Genomic DNA, 21,970 nt, shown 5'->3' on the forward strand with positions numbered 1-21,970 from the left:
AGTGATCGATCAGCCCGGTGATCTGTGTGGTCATGAATTCTGTGCGGTCAAGTATTCTGTGCTGCCCAGGGCCGCAGCATTTCGTCGGACCTCAGTCGAGTGCACCAATGGACCAGCATCAGCCGCTCGTCACCTGGCCGGGCGATGCATCACGAGGCCAGGGCGTCCGTTCGGAGCCTTAGGACCGTGGCCGAGGTCTGTGAAGCCGAGACTCGAATAGAGGCGACGGGCAGGGCTGTCGATGTCATCGGTCTGCAGCCAGCAGCCGTAACCAACGACTTCATGCAGCCAGACTTCGAGCGTGCGCCGCCCGATTCCGCGGTCGCGATGGTTCGGATCTCGGGCGAGGAGGTTGAGCGCGAACGTCGATTCGAGGTCGAGCGAGCTCTCGCCGAGACTGCTTTGCAGTTCGAATGCCCACGGATACTTCTGTTCTTCCCATTTCCAGTAGTGGCCATAGGCGAAAGACGTCAGTCGGCCGTCGGTTCGGGCCCGGGTCAGGGCCATTAGCACCTGGCCGTTGCGAACAGAGACATCGTAGACGTCGGCGAAGAGCTTCGCGTATTCGCGGTCTTCGTTCAGGGGCGGTTCGGCGGCCGCGGCACGGTAGAGCTCCTCGACCTCGCTGCGCGGCGGGAGGACTCCCGAGACGCCGGGGCTGGAGGGAACCGCCTCCCAGTACGGTCCCAGGCCGGTGGGGAGACCCCAGACAACGTCAACCGAGACGTCGTCGGCCGGGGGCGCGGAGTCCTGATCAACCGGGGACGCGGGCTCCTGATCGTCGGCCAGGGATGGCTCGTTCGCCTCGCTCATGGCCATCACCCTAACTGAGATGGGAGACGAGCAGTTGAACTTTCGGTGTCCACCGTCTGCCGCCCGCCTCACCGGAATCCGATGTGCTTGCGGATTCCGGTGAGGAGCGACTCCTCGATCGGGCTCAGCGGTTCGTAGTCGGCGTCGTAGACGTCGACATTGACGGTGGTTCCACCGATTCTCAGCGGTGGCGGCTGCTCGGCCCGGCGGATGTATCGCCAGGGAACGTGCACCTGCCACATCGGGTCGTCAGTCTCTTCGACCCCGTCCGCCGGTGGTGTTACGTCGGAGTCAGCGGTCGGTGGAGTCCCTCCGGCCCCGTCCGCCGGTGTCGTCGTCTCCCCGACCTTGTCGGTCGGTGGTGGTGTTCCAACCTCACCGGCTGGTGGGTCGGTCGATGGCGGGTCGGACCCGACCACCAGGTTCGACGGACCAGTTCCCACCGACGTCCCCGGCGGACCGGCTCCCACCGGAGCCCCCGGAGGACCGGTCCCTGCCGGAATCCCCGGCGGCACCGCCGTCTCGGCAGCGACCTTGCCGTCGACCAAGCCCGGGTCGGGCTCACTGATCGGTTTCGTCCGCGAACGGTACCGGTGCCCCGTAGGCGTGACCACTTCAAGCGCATCCGGGGTGACATTGTGGCGCCACCCCGAGAGTTCCTTCGCGTAGTTGCAGGCTGCACACAAGCCGGAGGAGTTCTCCCAGTCGGTGTCTCCGCCGGAAGCGAAGGAAACCGCGTGATCGGCCTGCTTGATCGGAGCTTCACACCACGGCGAGCGGCACACATCGTCACGCAGGACGACCATACGCCGAAGCAGGCCGGAGAACTCCCTGCGACGAGAATCCATCCGCACCAACTGCCCATCCTCAGGCCGGGTATACAGGCGACGCAGGAACACCGCAGCATCATTCTCAGCCACGAAGTCACGCGCCACCTGGGCCGGAATCGGACCGACCCCAGGGAACCACGCAGACTCCTCCCCCGGCGCAAACAGACTGCTCGCCTGCATGATCAGATGCACCTCGGTCGGCACCGCCTGAGCGGACTCCTGCCCGGTCACACGTTCGACCAAAAGGTCCGCAGCGATCTGGCCCTGCGACCGACCGCCGGCATCGCCGGTGGCGATGACGGTTTGTGCCGACTTCGTCAGGTTCGCAAAGGCGGCAACCGCCTCCGGCATCGGCAGCAGCGCAGTTAGATAAGCCATATTGCCCGGGGCAGGGCGCACACTCACCGAACGCTCCTCGACACAACGCTCCAGGTGGTCGACCGCGGCCCGCTGGTCGAGTTTCTGAGCCAACGCCCGCACTTCGTTTCCCAGGCGCCTGACACCCACCTCGGGGAGGCGTTCGGCCATGCGCTCATCAAGCTCCTGCCGCTTCTCCCGCGGCAGCCAGTCGGACTCCTTGGCCACGACCCGCGCCTTCTCCTCGGAGATGTCACCGCCCTTCATCGCCTGATAGGTCTTGGGCAGGTCCATCAGCAGAGTGCGGGAGAACTTCAGCAGGGCGGCACCCCGGGAACGCGAGACCTTCCTCGCCAAAGCCACCTCGGCGCCGAGGCCGCGTCCCTGCTTCTTACTGGCCACACCGTCCTCGGCTTCGCGGTTGCGGCGAAGCATATCGAACGTCAAGGTCTCACGCGCCTGCGCCGCCGCGCTTGCAGAGTTGAGTTCCTCGAGCGCGGTGATGCGATCGATGGCTTCTTCCTCGGTCTTCGCCGGGGGCATTTCGGACAGGCTGCGACGCCACCGATGAATCTCGGTGAGAACGTCCGGAACCTGCTCTGCTTCCATGCCCTCAACACTAGACGTCGGCACTGACACGAGATTTCGGGCGAGTGTTCCTCCAGGTCAGGGCCTGATCGTGAGGTCAGGGCCGAATCGTGTCCTCAGCTCAGCTCTTCGCCGGTCGTCTCTCTGGCGAGCAATCCCATAAGCACCACTGCGACGACGACGAGGGCTCCCGTGAGGGCGAAAGTCAGCGTCAGCCCGAGCACGGGCCACATGAACGCACCGAAGACGATCGGCGCGATTCCCGTGGCCAGACGCGATGCCGCCGAAGCCCACCCGAAGCCGGATCCGCGCAAGCGGGTCGGGTAGAGCTCGGAGACATAGGTGTAGAGCGTCGGGATCGCGATCTGGATGACGAAGCCGAAACTGATGATCGCGGCCTTCGCCGACCACGTCAGTTCGGTGCCGGAGGCTTCGATGAATACGGCGGATCCGACGAGGAGGATCGCAGCCAGAATTGACGAGACTCCGAGAACCCACTTGCGTCCGAATCGTTCGACGATGAGCGCAGAGACGATCACGCCGAGGATGCCCACCGCGGTCATCGACCCGGTGACGAGGAATGCCGCCTGGTCGGCCAGCCCCTGCTTCTTGAGGATCCCCGGCAGCCATGTCAGTGCCGCGTAGTAGACAAGGAGGACGGAGACGAAGAGCGACCAGGCGACGAGCGTCGTCTTCGCGGAGTGTTGCCACAGCTGCACCAGCTGACCGCTCGCCGCACGCAGCTGTCCGCTGACATTGGGTCCCGGCGCAGAAGGCGACGTTGCTTGCTCGTCTGCGGGTTCGTTCGCCTGCCCGTCGACGCGATCGTTCGCCTGCGCGGCGGCTGTGCCTTGCGGCGCACCAGTCTGCGCGGCTGTCTCCTGCCCAGCCCCGGCATCGCCGACCGGTTCGTGCGTCCACTCGGTGACCTGTGCGCCGGTGCGCTCGACCAGCCGTTTGATGATGGCATCGGCTTCGGCGTAACGGCCGACCGAGGCGAGATAGAGAGGTGATTCCGGAATTCCGAAACGCACTGCCACCGTCAGCAGCGCCGGCACAATCATGACGAGCATGATCAGTCGCCAGTCCCCGACTCCCAGCAGATACGCCGAGACGAAGGCACACAGCGACGCCCCGATCGGCCACCATCCGTCCATCGCAGTGAGCACGCGACCGCGGTGGCGGCTGGGAGTGAACTCCCCGACCAGGGCATAGTCGACGGGGATGCATCCGCCGAGTCCGAAACCGGCGAGGAACCGGAAGAGGATGAACCATCCGAAGGCCGGCGCGAAGGCTCCGGCGACCGTGAAGACAGAGAATACGAGGAGCGTGAGTGTAAAGGCCTTCTTCCGACCGATGACATCGGCGATGCCGCCCCAGATGAACGCGCCCAGCGCCATCCCGATGAGGTTGGCCGTGGCGATCCATGCGGCCTGCCCGATGTTTAGATCCCAATAGTCACTGAGCAGCGGGATGAGGAACCCATTGAGCGCGACGTCCCAGGCGTCGAACATGAAACCGAGCCCGCCGATGATGAAGATGGCACCCTGGGTGCGCCACTTCCATGGCAGGTGAGCGATGACTTCGGAGGCTGTCGGAACCGACGCCGAGGTGGTGGTGTGCACGAAGACACAGTACCCCAATTAACGCACAGTTGAGCAAAACAGCCGTCAGTCGTGCTCGCCATACATCCACGACAGCATCAACCATGGTTCTTGAACGCGATGCGGCCCAGTCTGCGTCGGTCAGCTCGGTTTCGAAACCGAGCTATCCGACGCAGACTGGGCCGTCACAACGCAGACTGGGCCGTCACAGCAGGCTGTGCCGTTTCCAACCGAAGCCAGCGCCAGACCCTTTGCCAGACCCTCAGGCCAGGCGCACCAGCCAGTTGTTCGTGTCTTCGGCGCGACCGTACTGGATGTCGAGCAACGTCTTGCGCAGCTCCATCGTCTTCTCGCCAGCGTCTTCGCCATGATCGATGGTGAAGTCATCGGACACGAGCTTGCTGATCGGCGTGATCACCGCGGCGGTGCCGCAGGCGAAGGCCTCGACGATTTCGCCGCTGGCGGCTCCCTCGCGCCACTCCTCGACGGAGATCTGGCGCTCTTCGGGCTCGAGTCCCAGCTGCGGGGCCAGGTCGAGCAGCGAACGGCGGGTCACACCGTCGAGGATCGAATCGCTGAGCGCCGGGGTGAGCAGCTTGCCGCTCTTGGTCACGAGCATGAGGTTCATGCCGCCGAGCTCGTCGATGTACTTATTCTCGACCGCATCGGTGAAGAGCACCTGCTGGCAGCCCTTGGCGGCCGCCTCGTTGGTCGGCACCAGCGACGACGCGTAGTTGCCGCCGCACTTGGCGAATCCGGTGCCGCCCGCGCCGGCGCGCTTGAGCTTCGGCGACAGCCAGATCGACAGCGGCTTGATCCCGCCGGAGAAGTACGGCCCGGCAGGCGACGCGATGACGTAGTAGTCCACTTCGTGGCTGGCCCGCACACCGAGGAACCGCTCAGTGGCGATCATGAACGGACGCAGGTACAGGCTCGACTCATCGGCTGCCGACTCCGGCGTCGGAACCCAGGCCTGATCAAGGGAGACGAGGGCCTTGAGCGAGTTGATGAAGTCCTCTTCGCTCACCTGCGGCAGGGCCAGGCGTTCGGCGGAGCGATTGATCCGCGCGGCGTTGCGCTCGGGGCGGAAGGTCCAGACCGATCCGTCGGCGTGACGGTAGGCCTTGAGACCCTCGAAGATCTCCTGGGCGTAGTGGAAGACCGCAGCGGCCGGGTCGAGGACCAGCGGTCCGTAGGGCTTGACCTCGTGTGCCTGCCAGCCGTCATCGATCGTGTATCGGATGTGCGCCATGTGATCGGTGAAGTACTGGCCGAAGCCGGGATCCTTCTTGATGTTCTCTCGCACCAGCTCGGGTTGCGGCTGGAGATTCTTAAGAACGGTGAATTCAGTCATCGGAACTCTTTTCTCATGTTTCTCATGTGTGATGAGTGACACTGTCAGGGTAGTCCATCACCCCGGCGCGCGTCGCACCGGGGTGATGTCCTCATCGACCCTGCAGTCGGGGATTGTCGTCGTGCGGATCCGAACCTCGCCGAGGCGGCTCAGTCGTGAGTTCGTCAGCTCGCCGAGGCGGTCGGATCGTCCACGGCCACGTCACCGACCGTGGCGATCAGATCAGATCAGAACAGGTCCGAGCCTCAGACCGATCCGCAGCCTCAGCCGAGTCGTGCCGCGATCGCGTCGCCGACCTCGGAGGTCGAGCGCTTCGTTCCGTCGCGCTCGGCCAGGTCGGCTTCGACGGCGTCCTCGATGGCCTTCGCCACGACCTCGAGTCCGAGGTGGGAGGCCATGAGCGCTCCGGAGAGGATCGACGCCGTCGGGTCGGCGATCTGCTGCCCGGCGATGTCCGGAGCCGAACCGTGGATCGGCTCGAACAGGCTCGGCGCAGTGCCTTCGACATTGAGATTGCCCGAGGCGGCCAGGCCGATTCCGCCGGTCACCGCGGCGGCGAGGTCGGTGAGGATGTCGCCGAAGAGGTTGTCCGTGACGATGACGTCGTAGCGCTCGGGGTTCGTCACCATGTAGATCGTGCACGCATCGGTGTGCTCGTAGTTGACGGCCACCTCGGGGTACTCCTGGCCGACCTTCTCGACGACGCGACGCCACAGGTGACCGGCGTGAACCATGACATTGTGCTTGTGCACGTATGTGAGCTTCTTGTTCCGAGCCTGCGCGCGCTCGAAGGCATCGCGCACCGCCCGCTCGACGCCGTACCAGGTGTTGACCGAGACCTCGGTCGCAACCTCCTGCGGGGTGTCGGTGCGCACCGACCCGCCCGATCCTGTGTACGAGCCCTCGGTTCCCTCGCGGACGACGACGAAGTCGATCTTCCCCGGGTCCGCCAGCGGGCTGGTGACTCCGGCGAAGAGCTTCGAGGGTCGCAGGTTCACCGCGTGGCTGAGCCCGAAGCGCATCTTGAGGATGACCCCGCGCTCGAGCACGCCCGACGGCACCGACGGATCCCCGCATGCGCCGAAGAAGATGGCATCATGCTTGCGCAGCGATTCGAGCTCCTCGTCGGTGAGCGTCTCACCGGTCTCGTGCCAGCGCGAAGCGCCGACGTTGTAATCGGTGAGCTCGAGCTCGACGGGCTCGCCCGAGACCTCGATGGCACGACGGAGGACCTTGAGACCTTCGGGGACGACCTCGTTGCCGATTCCGTCGCCGGGCATGACTGCGATTGAGAACTTCATGGAGACAGAATAGGCCGCCATCTCACCATGCAACTAGGGCGTCCTACAATTCGGACAAGAATCATCAGCGGTCCGAAATTCCGCCCCACGGTCGCCATCATGAACAATTTCACGTCCCAAACCGCGTTGACGGCTACAAAACTGCCGCCCAAGAGACGAAGATGGAATATAGCACCCCAAACCCCGTGGGGGCAGCCAGCGTCCAGCCCCGAGAGAAAGTCGATCATTGACCGAAACCATCCGCAACGCCCGTGCCGCAGCCCTGCCCGCCAAGCTCTCCCGGTCCTGGCTGCTCGTCAATGCCGCGAAGGAGGAGATCTTCACTCCCGCGCAGACTTCGGAAGCGGATTCGGTGATCTTCGACCTCGAGGCCTCGGTCGCCGATGACAAGAAGCTCGACGCCCGCGACAACGTCGTCCGCGCGCTCAACAGCGGCATGTCCGCCTGGGTGCGCATCAACAAGATGGAATCCGAGTTCTGGGACGACGACCTCGCCGCGATCGCCATGCTGCCCGGACTGCGTGGAGTCATGCTGCCGGAGACCGAACGTCCCGAGCAGGTCTCCTACACCGCGATGCGTGCGAAGGCGGGCCTGCCCGTCATCGCCCTCCTCGAATCCGCGCGCGGCGTGGAGAACGCCACGAAGATCGCCGAGGCACCCGGCACCTTCCGTCTGGCCTTCGGCACGAACGATTTCCGCAAGGACACCGGCTTCTCCGGGGACCCGATGGCCCTGGCCTATGCTCGCTCCCGGCTGACCATCGCCTCCCGCATGGGCGGCCTGCCCGGCCCGATCGACGGTCCCTCGGCCGCCGACGCCGACGATGACAAGGTCTGGTCCGACGCCGAGGTGACCCACATGATGGGCATGACCGGCAAACTCGTCCTCACCGTCGACCAGGTCAACACCCTCAACGAGGCGATGAGCCCGAGCGAGGATGAACGCGACTGGGCCCGCCAGATGCTCGAAGCCGCCGAGGGCGGATCCGAGATCACCGACGGCTCCTACCTTCCCCGTCTGGCTCGCGCGAAGAAGATCGCCTCGCTGGCCGACACCTACGGCCTCTGGAACGCTTGATTCGTCAGCCACCGGATTCTGCCCGAATCCGCCAGCCCGCCTGGCTGCTGTGGTCGACCCTGCCGGCCATCCTGCTCGTCCTGGCCTTCGGACTGTGGCTGCGCACAAGCATCGTCGGGCCCACGACCATCGACGTGGCCTGGCTCAATCTCGTCGGCCTCGACCTCGAGACCGTCCCGTACTGGGTGGCTGTCACGCTCGCCGAGGTGGGCGGAGGGCTGGGCGCGGTCATCTGCACCGTCATACTCGCCGCGATCTTCGCCGCCCGCCGCCGCTTCCGGTCCGCCGGGTATCTGGTGACGACCATGCTCCTGGGCATCGCTTTGTCCGAGTCGCTCAAGGCCGTGGTCACCAGGGTTCGCCCCGAGCACCAGCTCTACGAATCCTTGGGATATTCCTATCCGTCGGGGCATTCGATGGGTGCGGCCGCTCTGGCCATGGGCCTGGCGATCATCGCGACCCGCTCGCAGATGATCCGCGCCGGCTCCATGGACCCTACCGCGGTGCCGCAGCGTCTGCGGTTCCACTGGTCGATGCTTCTGGCCGCGGTGTGGATCCTCACCATGATGTGGTCGCGGACCGCGCTGCAGGTGCATTGGCTCTCCGACACGTTCGCCGGAGCCCTCATCGGCATCTCGGCGGCCGTGCTCGCCGATGAGGTGTGGACGCTGGCAACGACGAAGGCCCGCTCGCCCCTTCCAGAGGGTTGAGCGGGCCTTCGGCCTGTGCGCGCGGCGGTCGCCTCAGACGACCGGACGCCTCAGACGATCAGTCCTCCTGCAGTGAGACGCCGGTGAAGGCCGAAGCATTCACGGCACCGGCGACGGCCTTGACGACCTCGTCGGAGACGACCGAGTCCACGGCGAGCACGGACAGCGCCTCGTTGCTCGTCGAGGCCGGCGAGACCTGCATGCCGGCGATGTTGACGTTGTTCGCTCCCAGGGCCAGGCCCAGCTGACCGATGATGCCGGGACGGTCCTCGTAGCGGAAGATGAGCAGGTTGTCCGTCAGTTCGATCTCGAGCGAGTAGCCGTCGACCTCGGTGAGCTTCTGGACGAGCTTCGGCCCGGTCACGGTGCCCGAGACGGAGATCCGCTGTCCGGTGCTCGTCGTCGCCGTCAGGCGGGTGATGTTGCGGAAGGATTCGCAGTACGGGTCGGTGGTGAGTTCGACGCCGATGCCGCGCTCTTCGGCCAGCAGCGGTGCGTTGACGTAGGACACCTGGTCGGAGACGACGTCCTTGAACAGGCCCTTGAGCGCCGAGAGCTTGAGGACGGAGACGTCCTTGTCGGCGATCTCGCCATTGACCTCGACTTTGAAATGCGTGACCGAGGAATCGGCCAGAGCGTTGACGACCCGACCCAGACGCTCGGCCAGTGGGATGCCCGGACGCACGTCCTCGTGGATGGCGCCGCCGGCGACGTTGACCGCGTCGGGGACGAGTTCCCCCGCCAGGGCCTTGCGCACGGACTTCGCGACAGCCACGCCGGCCTTCTCCTGCGCCTCGTGCGTCGAGGCACCGAGGTGCGGGGTGACGTTGACGGCGTCGAGGTCCATGAGCGCCGAGTGCTCCGGGGGTTCGACGTTCCACACGTCGATGCCGGCTCCGCCGATCTCACCGGACGCGACCGCCTCGGCGAGGGCCTCTTCGTCGATGATTCCGCCGCGGGCGACGTTGACGAACCGGGCGCCGGGCTTCGCGGCCTTGAGCTCTTCGGTGCTGATCATGCCGATCGTCTCGGGCGTCTTGGGCATGTGCACGGTGACGAAGTCGGACACGGCGAGCAGCCCGGGCAGATCGAGGACCTCGACGCCCATCTGGGCGGCGCGGGCCTGCGTGATGTAGGGGTCGTAGCCGACCAGCCGCATGCCGAAGGCCTTCGCCCGTTCGGCCACGAGGCCGCCGATGCGTCCGAGTCCGACGATGCCCAGGGTCTTTTCGTAGAGTTCGACGCCGGTGTACTTCTTCCGGTTCCACTCCCCCGCCTTGAGCGAGGTGTTGCCGGCGCCGAAGTAGCGTGCGGATCCCAGGATGTGGGCCATGGTCAGCTCGGCCGCGGAGATGATGTTCGACGTGGGTGCGTTGACGACCATCACACCCGCCGAGGTGGCTGCGGGGACGTCGACATTGTCGAGTCCGACGCCGGCGCGGGCGATGACCTTGAGGTTGTTCGCAGCCGCGATGGCCTCCGCGTCGACCTGCGTGGCCGAGCGGACGAGGATCGCATCGGCATCGGCGATGGCGGGCAGGAGCTGGGATCGGTCAGCGCCGTTGGTGTGGCGGACCTCGAAGTCTCCTCCGAGAGCTTCGATGGTGGCCGGTGACAGTTCTTCGGCGATGAGCACGACGGGCTTGGGCACTGATTTCCTCCTGTTGCGTCCGGGACGTGTCCATCTTATGAGACTTTGTGAAGGCTTTCACAAGGTCTCAGATTCTGGGAAGACTGCTCAACAGACCGGGCCGGACAGTGGCGAGCCGGTCGACGCCGACCCGCCCGGCCAACACCGGCCCGCCCGGCCGCGCGTTCGACAGACAGCGCTCAGAACCCGTTCGGCGAATACGGTGCTCGGCCGAGGCTGAACATCGCGCTGGCGAGCACTGCGGCCCCCGGCGTCTGCTCGTCGATGCGTCCGGCTCGAGCGAGGATGACGGGGTCGGCTCCGCCGAAGTACAGGGAGCCGAGTTCGGCGATGCCCAACCCCAGATCTGCCGGCGTCGATTCGGACGCGGGAGTCACCTCGGCGCTCTCACCATCCGAGGTGATCGTGAACCGGCCCCCGGCGAGGTCGAGCGAATCGTCGACGTCGATCGTCAGCGTCCCCGGCACGTACCAGGGCCGGGCCTCGAGGGCGGCCTTGACGTCGAGGATACGGATCCAGATGTTGTCCTCGGTGGCCACGGTCTTCACTCGCCGGGAATCGGTGAGCAGCCACGGCAGTGGGGAGTATTCGGCGGATTCGCCGAAGGTCACCCGGGTGGACAGGTCGATGGCGGCGAGGAACGACCACAGGGAGGCGTAGGCGGCATCGGTGACGGCGACGAAGTCGATGATGTCGACCGTCGGCGGGGTCTTCGACCAGCCGGCGAACTTATACGACACGTAGCCGTCGGGTTCACCCTGCTCGTCGAAGTGCAGGGCCGCGCGGACGCCGCGGTCCTCTTCGCCGGTCTCGGTGTTGAGCGCTCCCGTGGCGCGTTCGATGTAGGTCTGCTGGCGCTGCATGGCACCGGGCGAGGTGCGCATGAACCGGTCGTAGATCTCCGGCGCGAGCTCCCGCAGCTCGCTGGGCAGGCACATCTCGACGCGTCGATCGGGTTCGCGGACCATCTTGAACCCGGGCGAGGTGTCGACCTCGATCGCATGCGACCATGTGGCCACGCCGAAACCGAACCGCGAATAGATCCCGCCCTCGGTGGCGGTGAGTGCGGCGAACGGGTAGCCGTTCGCCTTCGCCTCGGCGAGGTCCGTGGTCATCATCGACCGCAGCAGCCCGCGCCGGCGATGCGTCGGGCGCACCGTGATCCAGGTGATGAGGTGCCCGGGCACGAGCCGTCCCCCACCCACGTTGACGAGCTTCTCGAACCACGCGAACGTCGCCACCGGGATCGAGGAGTCCAGCCCGTGCTCGTACTCCTGATCGGCGTAGACGGCCGTGAGGCTGCGCCCGTCGGCGATCGCCCGTTCGACCCGGCCCTTCAGCGCCTTATCGGTCGAACGGACGTCGTGGAAGCCCACGCTCGTCGAGGCGAAATACCCCTTCGTGCGCTCGTCCGGCTCTCCCGTGGACTCGTCGATGGTCGGCTTGAAGTCTTCGAATCTGTAATTCGTCACACATCCACAGTAGTCCAGATCACTTCCCGCGCCCATCTTCTGCCGCCCCATCTTCAACTGCTGGGGATCACTCCCATCGCCGAGGCGGGGCGACAGATCTCGTTCGACGGCACCGAATGAGCGGCCGGAGCGGAGTGTCCGAGCCCGGGAGTCGACCGCACGGGCTCAACGAAAACCGATCGCCCCATCCGCGTGCTCGAACTCACCTCTCCGTCGGCGACAATGCCGCGGGTGCTCGCCTGCCTCGCCGCTACCCGCGCTCCAGCCGTGGTCACAGCCTTGAAAACGGCAGCTGCGGCCCACGGACGATTCCACGGCATCGCTGCCGCTCGACGGCACAGAGGCTCCCCAAACTTTGCCCAGGCGACAATCAGGCGCATAATTGTTGAGCAGTTCGGCGATCCCGAACTCCAGCAAACCATCCGCGACCATGAATCGAAGGACCCCTGGCGTGCTTGAAGACCCACCAGCGCCGAGCCATCGCTCGGACACCGTCTGGTCCCGGCTGCGACGTTCCCGGCCGGCGATGATCGGGCTCGGGCTCATCATCCTCTTCATCGCGCTCGCCGTCCTCGCCCCGGTCTTCTCCGCGATCACCGGCAACAGTCCCTACGCCTACAATCCGGATCTGCTCGGTCCCGACACGTCACCGGCGGGCCACCTCGGCGGCGTCAGCCCGCAGCACTGGTTCGGCGTCGAGCCCCGCACCGGGCGCGACCTGTTCGCCATCGTGTCCTACGGCGCCCAGGTGTCGCTGCTCATCGGATTGGCCGCAACGGTCGTCTCCGTGGCCGTCGGCGTCGCAGTGGGACTCATCGCAGGCTTCTACGGCGGCATCGCCGACCGCCTGCTTTCGCGGCTGACCGACATCATCTTCGGCTTCCCCTTCCTCATCTTCGCCATCGCCCTGTCCGCCACGGTTCCCGCGAGCTTCCCCCGCCCGCTGCTGCTCATCCTCGTCATCGGACTCTTCGGCTGGCCGTCCATCGCCCGCGTCATCCGCAGCGAGACCCTGTCCCTGCGCGAACGCGGATTCGTCCGCGCCGCGGCCGCCCAAGGCACGGGCAGCGGCCGCATCATCGTCCGCGAGATCGCCCCGAACATCCTCGCCACCGTCATCGTGTTCACGACGGTGTCGATTCCGGGCAAGATCGGCGCCGAAGCGGCCCTGTCCTTCCTCGGGGTCGGCGTCAACCCGCCCACCCCCTCATGGGGACGATCGATCTCCGATGCGATCAGCTGGGTCCAGGTCGACCCCATGTACCTCATCGTCCCCGGCATGGCGCTGTTCCTCGTCACGCTCGGGTTCAACATGTTCGGAGACGGACTGCGCGACGCCCTCGACCCTGCAGAGCACGGGAATGAGAACGCGGCGGCAGCCGATCCGATGAGCGCAGGAGGCCAGCCGTGAACCGAGCGAAATTCATCGCCTCCCGCACGATCGGTGCGATTCTCGTTCTCCTCATCATCGCGGCCGCATGCTTCGCGATCTTCTACCTCATGCCTTCGAATCCGGCCCAGTACTCATGCGGAAAACCGTGCTCTCCGGACAGGCTCGCCGAGGTGGAGCGCTACCTCGGCGTCGATCAGGCCTGGTGGAAGCAGCTCTTCGACTTCCTCGGCGGCATCGTCACCGGTCGCACCTTCGGTTCGGGAGCCGCGGCGATCCACTGCGACGCCCCGTGCTTCGGATACTCGTTCCGGCTGCGCGAATCGGTCACCGACCTCATCGTCTCCCGCCTGCCCATCACCCTGTCCCTGACTCTCGGCGCCGCCGTGCTCTGGGCCGTCGGCGGCATCGCCGCCGGTCTCATCGCCTCACTCAGGCGGGGCACCTTCACCGACAGCGCGGTGATGGGGGCGGCGATCACGGGGATCTCCGCACCGACCTATCTGCTCGGCCTCCTCGGCGTCCTCCTCTTCGGGTTCACCCTCAACGTGCTGCCGATCGGCGGCTACATCCCCCTGACCGAGAACCCCGCGATGTGGGCCTTCCACCTCATCCTGCCGTGGGTCGTGCTCGCGATCGCCAACGGTGCGATCTACGCACGACTCACCCGCGGGCAGATGCTCGAGGTGCTCGGCCAGGACTACATCCGCACGGCAAGGGCGAAGGGACTGTCCGAGACCGTCGTCATCGGCAAGCACGGACTGCGCAACCTCGTCGTGCCGCTGACCACGCTGTTCGCCATCGATGTCGGCGGACTCTTGGGCGGGGCCGTGATCACGGAGAAGGTCTTCGCCCTCGGCGGCGTCGGCACCCTGCTGCTCGAGGCCGTCTCCAGCCTCGACATCCAGGTCATCGTCGGGGTCACCCTCTTCGCCGCAGCCATCGTCATCATCGCGAATCTGCTCGCCGACCTCAGCTATTCGCTCCTCGACCCGAGAATCCGGGCGAGCCGATGAGAACATTCTCCGTCTCCGCCCGCAGTCTCACCCCACCTGCCCCTGCCACACCTCAGTTGAGAAGGACCACCATGAAGAGATCAGCGCTCGTCGCGGCCACCCTTGCCCTCGGGCTCGTCCTCACCGGATGCAATGCGAACCCCGAATTGAACGACGATTCGCAGTCCGACACGCTCGGTGAGACCCACAAGGGCGGAACGCTGAGCATCTTCAGCGAGGACCCCGACATCGATTTCGATCCGGGCAAGAGCCAGGGTCTGGCGATCACCTCACTCGGGCTCGTCCTCCGCCGTCTGACCACCTGGGACATCCAGCCGGGCAAGGAGGCGAAGGTCGTGCCCGATCTCGCCACCGACACGGGCAAGGCCAGCGACGACGGCAAGACGTGGACGTTCACGCTCAGGGACGGTCTGAAGTACGAGAACGGCAAGCCGATCACGACCGCCGACATCAAGTACGGCCTCGAACGCTCTTTCTCGACCGAGCTCTCCGGCGGCCTGAGCTACCACAAGTCGATCCTCGAAGGCGGATCGGACTACAAGGGCCCGTTCACAGGCAAGGAACTCGACTCGATCGAGACCCCCGATGAGAAGACGATCGTCTTCCACCTCAACTCCGCCTTCGGCGACTTCCCGTGGATCGCCTCGATGCCCGCGTTCTCCCCCGTACCGAAGGACTCCGACGACCCCGGCAAGTACGGTCAGGACCCCGTCGCCTCGGGTCCGTACAAGGTCGAGTCGAACAAGTCCGGCGCCGAGGCGGTGCTCACCCGCAATGACGAGTGGGACGAGGACACCGACCCCGTGCGCACGGCCGGACCCGACGAGGTCGTGTTCAAGCTGGGGCAGGACGCCTCGGTGACCTCGCAGGCGCTCATCTCCGACTCCGGGGATGCGAAGAACGGCTTCTCCGCAAGCTTCGTGCCCGCCTCGCAGCTCGCACAGGTGCAGAACGACGCGAACGCGAAGTCGCGGCTGGTCACCTCGGGGCCGGGGGCGCTGGCCTACCTCGCGATGAACAACGAATCGAAGGGCCTCGACGACGTCAAGGTCCGTCAGGCGATCAACTATGCCGTCGACAAGAACACGTACCGCATCGCCGGCGGCGGCGAGATCGCCGGCGACTACGCCTCGACGCTCATCACTCCGGGAATCCCGGGACGGCAGGACTACGACCTGTACGAGGCCGATCCGGGCGGCGACGTCGAGAAGGCGAAGTCCCTGCTCAAGGAGTCGGGTGAGAAGCTCGGCACGCTCAAGCTGCTGGTGAAGAACGATGCGACCTCGGTGGCACAAGCCGAGGCGATCCAGGAGGCTCTGGCCCGCGTCGACATCAAGACGACCATCAAGTCCGTCGACACGAACACGTATTCGGCCGATGCCACGGCGAACAAGCCCGATTACGACCTCGTGCTCGGGTCCTGGCAGCCGGACTTCCCCTCGGCCAACGGCAACATCCAGCCGCTCTTCGACTCCTCGCAGATCGGCAACGGCAACTTCAACCTCTCGCGGTATGAGAACAAGGACGTCGACGCTCTCATCGCGAAGGCCACCGAGACGGTCGATCCCGCCGAAGCGCAGAAGGTGTGGGCCGCGGCCGACAAGACGATCATGGAGGATGCGCCGATCGTTCCGCTCATCTACACGAAGAACTCGTTCCTCCACGGTTCGAATGTCGAGAACTTCGTCATCGGCGACTTCCCGGCCTACCCCGTGTACTTCAAGGCTTCGCTGAAGGGCTGAGTGTCGATGGCAGAGATCGCAGCGGCACTGCGCTACGAGGGGCATTCGGTGTCCTTCGGCGCGCGCGAGATCACCCGGGACGTCTCCTTCGACCTCGTCCCGGGCTCGGTCCTCGCCCTCGTCGGCGAGTCCGGTTCAGGCAAATCGGTGACCGCGCTGGCCGCACTCGGCCTCGTGCCGGGGGCGAGCCAGACCGGGTCCGTGATCCTCCACGGTGGTTCGGATGCGGGAGGGGCCGGGCAGTCGGGGTCGGTCGGGCAGTCGGATGAGATGAGCCCTGATGTCGACCTCGTCGGTCTCGATGCGGCCGAACTGCGGCCGATCCGCGGCGAACGCATCGGCGTCGTGTTCCAGGAGCCGATGGGTGCGTTCAATCCGATGTTCCGCGTCGGATCCCAGATCGCCGAGGCGGTCCGTGCCCACGCGAAGGACGCCGGAAGGACTGCCGGAGCCGGAGCTCAGGCACGGTCCGATGCCGAGGCTGAGTCCGGCAGCAGCGCGTCGACCGGACATCGCGTCGCCGCTCAGCTGCGCAAGGTCGGTCTGCGCGAACCGGACCGGATCATACGGGCCTATCCGCACGAGCTCTCCGGCGGACAGCTGCAGCGGGCGATGATCGCGCTGGCGACGATCAACTCCCCGCAGGTCCTCTTCGCCGATGAACCGACGACGGCCCTCGACGTCACCGTGCAGACCGGGATCCTCGACCTGCTGCGCCGACAGGCCGACGAGGGGCAGGCCGTCCTCCTCATCACCCACGATATGGGTGTCGTCGCCGATGTCGCCGATCGTGTGGCCGTGATGAAGGACGGCAGCATCGTCGAAACCGGTGAGGTCGATGCGATCTTCGCCGCTCCGGCCCATCCCTACACGAAGGAACTGCTGGCCGCGGTGCCGAGACTCAGCGCTGTCGACGCGGACTCTGCAGCGGTGGGAGACTCTGCCGTCGTCGGGAACTCTGCCGAGGTGCCCGACCTGGAGGACTCCCCCGACGCGCGCCCCGTTGCGACCTCTCCCGTCGAGACCCACTCCGTCACAACCTCTCCGGCCGCCGAGCTGCGCTCGGCGAGCGTCGTCCATCGCGCTCCCGGTGGGGAACTCCGCGCCCTCGACGACGTTTCCCTCGTCGTTCCGGCCGGGACGATCATGGGCCTCGTCGGCGAATCCGGGTCGGGAAAGTCAACGATCGCGAACGTCCTCACCGGCGGTCAGGCCCTTGCCTCGGGCGAGGCGCTCGTCGCCGGTGAGGCGGTGACGACACGGCCGAATCGTCGGCAGCGTCGGCGCCGCGCGAACATCGGTGTCGTCTTCCAGGACCCGAGGAGTTCACTCAACCCGCGCCGAACCGTGGGCACGCAGATCGCCGAACCGCTGCGCGTCCACCGAGAGCTGCGCACGAAGGAGACGACGGCCCGGGTGCGCAGCCTGCTTGACGACGTCCGCCTGCCTGCCGACTTCGCGGAACGCTACCCGCACGAACTCTCGGGCGGGCAGCGACAGCGAGTCGCGATCGCCCGCGCACTGGCTCTCGACCCCACGCTCCTCATCGCCGACGAACCGACCTCAGCGCTCGACGTCTCCGTCCAGCAGGGAGTGCTCCGGCTGCTCGCCGAACTGCACGAAGCGCACGAGTTCGCCTGCCTGTTCATCAGCCACGACCTCGCCGTCGTCGAACAGCTCGCCTCCCAGGTCGTCGTCCTCAAGGACGGAGCGATCGTCGAGCAGGGTCCGAGCCGGCAGGCGCTCACCGACCCGCAGCAGTCCTACACCCGTGAACTCATCGAGTCCGCACCGATCCCCGACCCGAGGATCCAGGCGGCGAGACGGGCGGCCCGGCTCGCCGCCTAGGGCGGCAGAGTCTCCCCCACGCCCGCCTGCGGACGCGAACGAGCCCCGGACACCAACTGGTGTCCGGGGCTCGTTCTTCCTCACACAGCCTCAGCTGCCCTGCGCGGGGCCGACGTCCGATGGATCAGACGCACAACCTCGGCGAGGGTGAGGATGAGACTCAGCGAGCGGCAGTGCCCTCGGTGTAGTCGTCGTCGCTGTCCTTGAGCCAGGCGAACATCTTGCGCAGCTCACGGCCGGTCGACTCGATCGGGTGGGTCTCTTCCTTCGAGCGCAGCTCCTTGAACTCGGCCGCACCGTTCTTCTGATCGTTCATGAAGCGCTCGGCGAACTTGCCGTTCTGGATGTCGGCGAGGACCGCCTCCATGTTCTTCTTCACGTCAGGGGTGATGACGCGGGGTCCGGAGACGTAGTCGCCGTACTCAGCGGTGTCCGAGATCGACCAGCGCTGCTTGGCGATGCCACCCTCGACCATGAGGTCGACGATGAGCTTGAGCTCGTGGAGGACCTCGAAGTAGGCGATCTCCGGCTGGTAGCCGGCCTCGGTGAGAACCTCGAAGCCGTACTGCACGAGGTGGGAGGTGCCACCGCAGAGCACGGTCTGCTCGCCGAAGAGATCCGACTCGGTCTCCTCGGTGAAGGTCGTCTTGATGCCGCCGGCGCGCAGGCCGCCGATTCCCTTGGCGTAGGAGAGCACGAGGTCCCAGGCCTTGCCCGTGGCGTCGGCCTCGACGGCCACGAGGACGGGAACGCCACGGCCGTCGACGTATTCGCGGCGCACGACGTGTCCGGGTCCCTTGGGGGCGACCATGATGACGTCGACACCCTCGGGAGGCTGGATGTAGTCGAAGCGGATGTTGAAGCCGTGGGCGAACAGCAGTGCGTTGCCGGGCTTGAGGTTCGGAGCGATCTCCGCGTTGTAGATCTCAGCCTGAACCTGGTCCGGGGCGAGGATGACGACGAGGTCGGCCCATTCGGACACCTCGGCGGGGGTGCCGACCTCGAGGCCCTCGGCAGCGGCCTTGTCACGGCTGGACGAGCCTTCCTTGAGACCGATGCGCACCTCGGCACCCGAGTCGCGCAGGCTCAGCGAGTGGGCGTGACCCTGGCTGCCGTAGCCGATGACGGCGACCTTCGTGCCCTGGATGACGGACAGGTCGGCATCGTCGTCGTAATAGCGTTCTGCTGCCATAGTTCTAGCTCCTTCTGAGTTCGGGGTGATGTCCCCATTGTTTCACAGTTCGGTACTGCTGTTCACTTATTGAGATCTCACGCGTTCCACGAAATGGAACGCGAAATCCTTCGCCGAGGCGGCCCAGCTCAGCCGCGCAGGGCACGGTCGGTGATCGACTTCGCCCCGCGGCCGATGGCCACGGTGCCCGACTGCACGATCTCCTTGATTCCGAAGGGTTCGAGGACCTCGCGCAGGGCATCGACCTTGCCGAGCTCTCCGGTGGCTTCGATGCTCACCGAGTCCGGGCCGACGTCGACGATCTTCGCGCGGAACATCTCCACCGCCGAGGCGACCTGCGGCCTGGTCGCCGCATTCGCCTTGACCTTGTAGATGATGTGCGCCCGCCGCACCGAGGACTCGGGTTCGAGCTCGACGATCTTGATGACGTTGACGAGCTTGTTCAGCTGCTTCGTCACCTGCTCCAGCGGCACGTCGTTGACGTCGACGACGACGGTGATGCGCGAGAGCTCGTCGTATTCGGTCACGCCCACGGCGAGGCTGTGGATGTTGAAGCCGCGGCGGGCGATGAGTCCGGTGAAGCGGGTGAGCACACCGGGCTTGTTCTCGACCAGGACTGAGAGTGTGTGCCGGTTGTTCATTCCAGGCCTCCTTCGATCTGAGCCACGGAACGCACCGTGCCGTCTTCATCCGCGTCAGCCTCGGCGATCGCCGCCTCGGCCTCCTCTTCGCCCTCCCCGTCGAATTCGGGGCGGATGCCGCGGGCGTATTCGATCTCGTCGTTCGACACGCCTGCCGCGACCATCGGCCACACCATCGCATCCGGCGGGACCGTGAAGTCGAGGACGACGGGCCGGTCGTTGATCGACAGCGCCTTCTCGATCGCGGCATCGACATCGTCGTTGCGGTCGACCCGCAGTGCCTCACAGCCGTAGGCTTCGGCGAGCTTGACGAAGTCCGGGATGCGGATCGTCTCGTGTCCGGTGTTGAGGTCGGTGTTGGAGTACCGGCCGTCGTAGAACAGTGTCTGCCACTGGCGGACCATGCCCAGGGACGAGTTGTTGATGATCGCGACCTTGATCGGAATGTTGTTGAGCGCGCAGGTCGCGAGCTCCTGGTTCGTCATCTGGAAGCAGCCGTCGCCGTCGATGGCCCACACGACGCGGTCGGGCTGGGCGACCTTCGCGCCCATGGCCGCCGGGACGGAGTAGCCCATGGTGCCGAGTCCGCCGGAGTTCAGCCAGGACTTCGGACGCTCGAACTCGACGAACTGTGCCGCCCACATCTGATGCTGGCCGACCCCGGCGGCGTAGACCGCCTCGGGGCCGGTCAGCGCGGAGATCCGCGAGATCACGTATTGCGGATCGCAGAGTTCGCCGTGCCGCTCGTAGCCGAGCGGGTAGGTCTGCTTGAGGCGGTTGAGGAAGCGCCACCACGGCTCGCGCTGACGTTCGAGGGCCTTGGGGAACTTGCCGCGCAGTTCGTTCAGCATCTCGGCGAGGACCTCGCGGGCATCGCCGACGATGGCGACGTCGACCTCACGGTTCTTCCCGATCTCGGCCGGGTCGATGTCGGCGTGGATGACCTGCGCGTCGGGGGCGAAGGAGTCGAGCTTGCCGGTGACGCGGTCATCGAAGCGGGCACCGATCGCGATGAGCAGATCGGACTTCTGGAACGCGGTCACGGCGGGCACGCTGCCGTGCATTCCGGGCATGCCCAGATGCAGTCGGTGCGAATCGGGGAACGCGCCGCGGGCCATCAGGGTCGTGGCCACGGGGATGTTCGTCGCCTCGGCCAGACGCAGCAGCTCCTTCTCGGCCTCGGAGCGGATGACGCCGCCGCCGATGTAGAACACCGGCCGGGCAGCCTCGGAGATCAGCCGTGCGGCCTCGCGGATCTGCTTGGCATGCGGTTTGAGGACGGGACGGTAGCCGGGCAGCGCCGGCTCCTCGGGCCACACGAACGGTGCGGTGCCAGTCTGTGCGTCCTTCGTGATGTCGACGAGCACGGGACCGGGACGGCCCGTGGTCGCGATGTGGTGGGCGTTGATCAGGGCGGCGGGGATGTCCTCGGCCTTCGTGACGAGGAAGCTGTGCTTGGTCACCGGCATCGTCATGCCCACGATGTCGGCCTCTTGGAAGGCGTCGGTGCCGAGCAGGCTCGAGGCCTGCTGACCGGTGATCGCGAGCATCGGCACCGAGTCCATGTGTGCGTCGGCGAGTGCCGTGATGAGGTTCGTCGCGCCGGGCCCGGAGGTCGCGATGCACACACCGAGCTTGCCCGAGGAGGCCGCGTACCCCTCGGCAGCGTGACCGGCTCCCTGCTCGTGGCGGACGAGGATGTGCCGGATCTTGTCGGTCTCGAACAACGGGTCGTAGGTCGGAAGGATGGTCCCGCCGGGAAGCCCGAACACCGTGTCGACCTCGAGCTTCTCGAGGCTGCGGACGATCGCCTGGGCTCCCGTGAGGACGTCGGGGCCGGCTGCGCGACGAATACTGGACGGTGTGGCGGTGACCGGCGTGGCCGCGGGTTGATTCCCCGTGTCCTTCGCGGTCGAGGGCTTGGCTGCCATCGATTCCTATCCTTCCTAGGTGTCCTTCTCGTCTTCACATGAAAAACGCCCCTCCGGTTTCGGTAGGGGCGCGCGGAACGTGTCGTCTGACAGGCTACGGAAGATCCGCGCGCTGGTGAATAACGACGACAAGAAGGTTGTTCATGGCTCAATAGTTCACCGCGGCGGTCGGGGGTGTCAAACCTCGCAATCTATTGTCTCGGATTATGGGATCATTAAGGCTTGTCAGGTGAGACCGGCACCGAGGTGGCCCGGCCCACATCCGCGAGGGGATCCGGCCCACATCACCGAGGCGGCCCCGCGCAGATCGGTGAGGTGGCCCGGCCCACATCACCGAGGGGGTCCGGCCCACATCACCGAGGCCGCCCCGCTTCCCCGCCAAGCGCGGAATTCAGCGGTGAGAGAAACGGGAAGCCCGGTTGCCGGATCCGTGGATTGTGTCACACCCCACG

The 21,970-nt window shown here is 66.1% G+C and carries 16 protein-coding genes; 6 read left to right on the plus strand and 10 right to left on the minus strand.

Annotated features, from left to right (window positions below):
- Window positions 1-129: 129 nt before the first annotated feature.
- The 5 genes from J9314_RS12625 to J9314_RS12645 all read right to left on the minus strand — a co-directional run bounded on the left by J9314_RS12625 (window position 130) and on the right by J9314_RS12645 (window position 6,847).
- A complete protein-coding gene (locus tag J9314_RS12625; protein WP_210602713.1) occupies window positions 130-813 on the minus strand; it encodes a GNAT family N-acetyltransferase in 684 nt (227 codons plus the stop codon).
- Between the two features lie 68 nt (window positions 814-881).
- Entirely contained in the window at window positions 882-2,609 is a 1,728-nt protein-coding gene (locus tag J9314_RS12630; RefSeq protein ID WP_210602714.1) for an HNH endonuclease, read from the minus strand.
- Between the two features lie 95 nt (window positions 2,610-2,704).
- The gene (locus tag J9314_RS12635) at window positions 2,705-4,213 is read right to left on the minus strand and encodes an MFS transporter (RefSeq protein ID WP_210602715.1); all 1,509 of its coding nucleotides are present in this window, start codon (window positions 4,211-4,213) and stop codon (window positions 2,705-2,707) included.
- 241 nt (window positions 4,214-4,454) lie between these two features.
- The gene (locus J9314_RS12640) at window positions 4,455-5,546 is read right to left on the minus strand and encodes a branched-chain amino acid aminotransferase (protein WP_181276075.1); all 1,092 of its coding nucleotides are present in this window, start codon (window positions 5,544-5,546) and stop codon (window positions 4,455-4,457) included.
- 263 nt (window positions 5,547-5,809) lie between these two features.
- Window positions 5,810-6,847 (minus strand): 3-isopropylmalate dehydrogenase, encoded by a 1,038-nt coding sequence (locus tag J9314_RS12645; RefSeq protein ID WP_210602716.1) that lies wholly within the window; start codon window positions 6,845-6,847, stop codon window positions 5,810-5,812.
- A 226-nt stretch (window positions 6,848-7,073) separates the two neighbouring features.
- On the opposite strand from J9314_RS12645, the gene J9314_RS12650 reads away from it, so the two are divergent.
- Window positions 7,074-7,925, plus strand: a complete 852-nt coding sequence (locus J9314_RS12650; RefSeq protein WP_210602717.1) for an HpcH/HpaI aldolase/citrate lyase family protein — start codon at window positions 7,074-7,076, stop codon at window positions 7,923-7,925.
- Window positions 7,922-8,635, plus strand: a complete 714-nt coding sequence (locus J9314_RS12655; protein ID WP_210602718.1) for a phosphatase PAP2 family protein — start codon at window positions 7,922-7,924, stop codon at window positions 8,633-8,635. The genes J9314_RS12650 and J9314_RS12655 overlap by 4 nt, the downstream gene beginning before the upstream one ends.
- A gap of 58 nt (window positions 8,636-8,693) precedes the next feature.
- Here the strand turns inward: J9314_RS12655 and serA are convergent, their stop codons facing one another.
- Together serA and J9314_RS12665 are read right to left on the minus strand one after the other, a co-directional pair.
- Complete coding sequence (gene serA, locus J9314_RS12660; protein WP_210602719.1) at window positions 8,694-10,286, minus strand: phosphoglycerate dehydrogenase; 1,593 nt, start codon at window positions 10,284-10,286, stop codon at window positions 8,694-8,696.
- A gap of 179 nt (window positions 10,287-10,465) precedes the next feature.
- Window positions 10,466-11,758 carry a GNAT family N-acetyltransferase gene (locus J9314_RS12665; RefSeq protein ID WP_210602720.1) on the minus strand — a complete coding sequence of 431 codons (1,293 nt, stop codon included), beginning with the start codon at window positions 11,756-11,758 and terminating at the stop codon, window positions 10,466-10,468.
- Between the two features lie 451 nt (window positions 11,759-12,209).
- On the opposite strand from J9314_RS12665, the gene J9314_RS12670 reads away from it, so the two are divergent.
- The 4 genes from J9314_RS12670 to J9314_RS12685 all read left to right on the plus strand — a co-directional run bounded on the left by J9314_RS12670 (window position 12,210) and on the right by J9314_RS12685 (window position 17,754).
- On the plus strand, window positions 12,210-13,169 hold the full coding sequence (locus tag J9314_RS12670; protein WP_246490374.1) for an ABC transporter permease: 960 nt from the start codon (window positions 12,210-12,212) through the stop codon (window positions 13,167-13,169).
- The gene (locus tag J9314_RS12675) at window positions 13,166-14,164 is read left to right on the plus strand and encodes an ABC transporter permease (RefSeq protein ID WP_210602722.1); all 999 of its coding nucleotides are present in this window, start codon (window positions 13,166-13,168) and stop codon (window positions 14,162-14,164) included. The genes J9314_RS12670 and J9314_RS12675 overlap by 4 nt, the downstream gene beginning before the upstream one ends.
- A gap of 71 nt (window positions 14,165-14,235) precedes the next feature.
- Window positions 14,236-15,906, plus strand: a complete 1,671-nt coding sequence (locus J9314_RS12680; RefSeq protein ID WP_210602723.1) for an ABC transporter substrate-binding protein — start codon at window positions 14,236-14,238, stop codon at window positions 15,904-15,906.
- A gap of 6 nt (window positions 15,907-15,912) precedes the next feature.
- Entirely contained in the window at window positions 15,913-17,754 is a 1,842-nt protein-coding gene (locus J9314_RS12685) for an ATP-binding cassette domain-containing protein (RefSeq protein ID WP_210602724.1), read from the plus strand.
- A 160-nt stretch (window positions 17,755-17,914) separates the two neighbouring features.
- Here the strand turns inward: J9314_RS12685 and ilvC are convergent, their stop codons facing one another.
- The 3 genes from ilvC to J9314_RS12700 form a co-directional block, all read right to left on the minus strand.
- Complete coding sequence (ilvC, locus tag J9314_RS12690; protein ID WP_210602725.1) at window positions 17,915-18,946, minus strand: ketol-acid reductoisomerase; 1,032 nt, start codon at window positions 18,944-18,946, stop codon at window positions 17,915-17,917.
- A 128-nt stretch (window positions 18,947-19,074) separates the two neighbouring features.
- Entirely contained in the window at window positions 19,075-19,587 is a 513-nt protein-coding gene (gene ilvN / locus J9314_RS12695; RefSeq protein WP_210602726.1) for an acetolactate synthase small subunit, read from the minus strand.
- Window positions 19,584-21,518: an acetolactate synthase large subunit gene (locus J9314_RS12700; protein WP_210602727.1), complete on the minus strand. Its 1,935-nt coding sequence runs from the start codon at window positions 21,516-21,518 to the stop codon at window positions 19,584-19,586. Before J9314_RS12700 ends, ilvN begins: the two co-directional genes overlap by 4 nt.
- Window positions 21,519-21,970: the final 452 nt, after the last annotated feature.

This window comes from Brevibacterium oceani, assembly GCF_017948325.1.
Lineage (GTDB): Bacteria > Actinomycetota > Actinomycetes > Actinomycetales > Brevibacteriaceae > Brevibacterium > Brevibacterium oceani.

What these genes read in the sequence shown, in the direction of transcription:
- J9314_RS12640 (WP_181276075.1), bottom strand. Translation starts at nt 5,546, where the DNA reads ATGACTGAATTCACCGTTCTTAAGAATCTCCAGCCGCAACCCGAGCTG.
- J9314_RS12680 (WP_210602723.1), top strand. Translation starts at nt 14,236, where the DNA reads ATGAAGAGATCAGCGCTCGTCGCGGCCACCCTTGCCCTCGGGCTCGTC.
- J9314_RS12685 (WP_210602724.1), top strand. Translation starts at nt 15,913, where the DNA reads ATGGCAGAGATCGCAGCGGCACTGCGCTACGAGGGGCATTCGGTGTCC.
- ilvC (WP_210602725.1), bottom strand. Translation starts at nt 18,946, where the DNA reads ATGGCAGCAGAACGCTATTACGACGACGATGCCGACCTGTCCGTCATC.
- ilvN (WP_210602726.1), bottom strand. Translation starts at nt 19,587, where the DNA reads ATGAACAACCGGCACACACTCTCAGTCCTGGTCGAGAACAAGCCCGGT.
- J9314_RS12645 (WP_210602716.1), bottom strand. Translation starts at nt 6,847, where the DNA reads ATGAAGTTCTCAATCGCAGTCATGCCCGGCGACGGAATCGGCAACGAG.
- J9314_RS12700 (WP_210602727.1), bottom strand. Translation starts at nt 21,518, where the DNA reads ATGGCAGCCAAGCCCTCGACCGCGAAGGACACGGGGAATCAACCCGCG.
- J9314_RS12630 (WP_210602714.1), bottom strand. Translation starts at nt 2,609, where the DNA reads ATGGAAGCAGAGCAGGTTCCGGACGTTCTCACCGAGATTCATCGGTGG.
- J9314_RS12625 (WP_210602713.1), bottom strand. Translation starts at nt 813, where the DNA reads ATGAGCGAGGCGAACGAGCCATCCCTGGCCGACGATCAGGAGCCCGCG.